Source organism: Burkholderia sp. BC1 (assembly GCF_052683555.1).
In genome coordinates this window covers 1-1,728 of the sequence record NZ_JBQYLP010000166.1, presented here as the reverse complement: position 1 = coordinate 1,728, position 1,728 = coordinate 1, and the positions used below count along the sequence as shown (strand labels likewise).

2 protein-coding genes are annotated in these 1,728 nt (G+C 58.3%); both read right to left on the bottom strand.

Features of this window, described 5'->3' with window-relative positions:
• Positions 1 to 504: 504 nt before the first annotated feature.
• Positions 505 to 630 carry a hypothetical protein gene (locus ACSHSS_RS30125; RefSeq protein WP_258170445.1) on the bottom strand — a complete coding sequence of 42 codons (126 nt, stop codon included), beginning with the start codon at positions 628 to 630 and terminating at the stop codon, positions 505 to 507.
• Between the two features lie 536 nt (positions 631 to 1,166).
• Positions 1,167 to 1,728: hypothetical protein (locus tag ACSHSS_RS30120; RefSeq protein WP_445545966.1), on the bottom strand; the 562-nt coding region annotated here is incomplete at its 5' end.

The window sequence follows — 1,728 nt, the reverse complement described above, 5'->3', positions numbered from 1 at the left end:
TCGGCTACGTCTGCGATGACCGCCGAGCCGAATAAATCAGCGTTTCCCTAAATCACCGAAATCCCGTTCGTCCAACCGGCTTAAAATCACCGCATTATTTTGAGATACAATTCGCTCCTGTTTGGAAAATGAAAGACTGAGCGATGCATCGCGCGATGTTGGCGGGGCCGGACCTGAAAGACTTCATTGACCGAAGCCGTAATCGGGCGAAGGAACTGAACGATAAAGACAAACCCCTCCTGGAGATCATGCCGGGCCAAGGTCGTGAGCGAAATACCCACGCCGGATAAGACGCTGACCCAAGCCAGTTTGAAACTCGTGCCGACAGGCGACGCAAAGGCTTCGCGGTCGGTGAAAGCGCAGTCCAAAAGCGTGACGACCCAGCCCGCGAAGGGGTTACGCGCGAACGAGGTGACGAGGCCGCGTGCTGACCGACGTGCGCGACGAATACGTCAGCGTAGCGGGTGCGGCGCGCGACTACGGCGTCGTGGTGACGGCGGCAGTTCATGCCGATCTCGGGATCAGCGGCACAACCGTCGCCGCGACGATCGCACACACCTCGGTTTCGCGCGCGGTCAGCCGGTCGCCCGACAGCGCGACCTGCCATTCGATTTCGGCGAGATCGGTCAACAGGCCCGGCCGCCGCCGCGCGCGCAATCAACGCGTATTCGCAGGAATGTCGGCAGACGGTCCGGATGCCGGTACTCGGCGGCGTCGAAGTTGTGTGGGTACTCGGGCGATGCTATGGCGGTGAGGGTGAGCAGATGCAGGGCATCATCGACTCGATGATCAGCACCTAGAAACTTGTCATTGAAGCCGCAGACACGGTGCGAAAGCGCTTCGCGTGTACGCGGCATCTTCAAAGGCGGATTTTGCAGACTGCCTAATCGAGCGTTCCGGTTATGCAGCCAACTGTGAGTACACAGATACCTTCGATGTGGCGGCCGCCCTGGTCGCAGGGATGCAGTTGATCAAGTAATGCGCGAAGTGCAGCATCATTAATCGGCTCGTCGCGTCATGCACATACGTCAGCAGCGTGTAGGCCGGCGCCCGGTCCTCGAACAACAGATCATCGCATAAGTCGCGGTCGGAATCCGTCACCTAAGCACTGCAGGTCGGAATTCGTCATCGTTAGGCTCGCGGGTGCTGCGTCCGGTCGGAAGATGTCACCGTTCGCGTCGCAGGCGCTTCCCGGTTAAACCGCGATCACCAGCGAGGACAATACCGTCAGCGCATGGCGGAAGCACGGACGGAAGCATAACGTTCAGCAAACGCTGGACTAGGGCGAGGTGGGGAATCACGCGGTCGATATGTGGCCCGTCGATTATTAGATGTTTGCCGTTCGCTCCGAGCGAGATTCTCAGCTTGGCAGCATCATCGGTTTGTACGACGCCCGTAGCCAGTATCGAAATTACTTTTTTCGCTGAAGGAGTTGTGTTCGGCACTGTCAGTGCCCTCTGAACGACAACGGCCCTTCCGACCGAGTTAATCAATCGCATCGCCAGTCCTGCCGTCCGGTAGGAGATGTGGTACGGACCGCCGAATGCCGCCACCACTTCGGGAGGAAGCAAAGATGCTTGGATAGACCGTGTGACGAGCGGTTTCGACATGTTTAGATCGGCGGCAAGTTTTGCTTGACTCGGCCAAAGCTCCCGGTCTAATTGTTTGCGATAGAACTCGCCTAGGGAAACGCTGATCAATGGACCAACTTCCGAAGTTGCAGGCGAG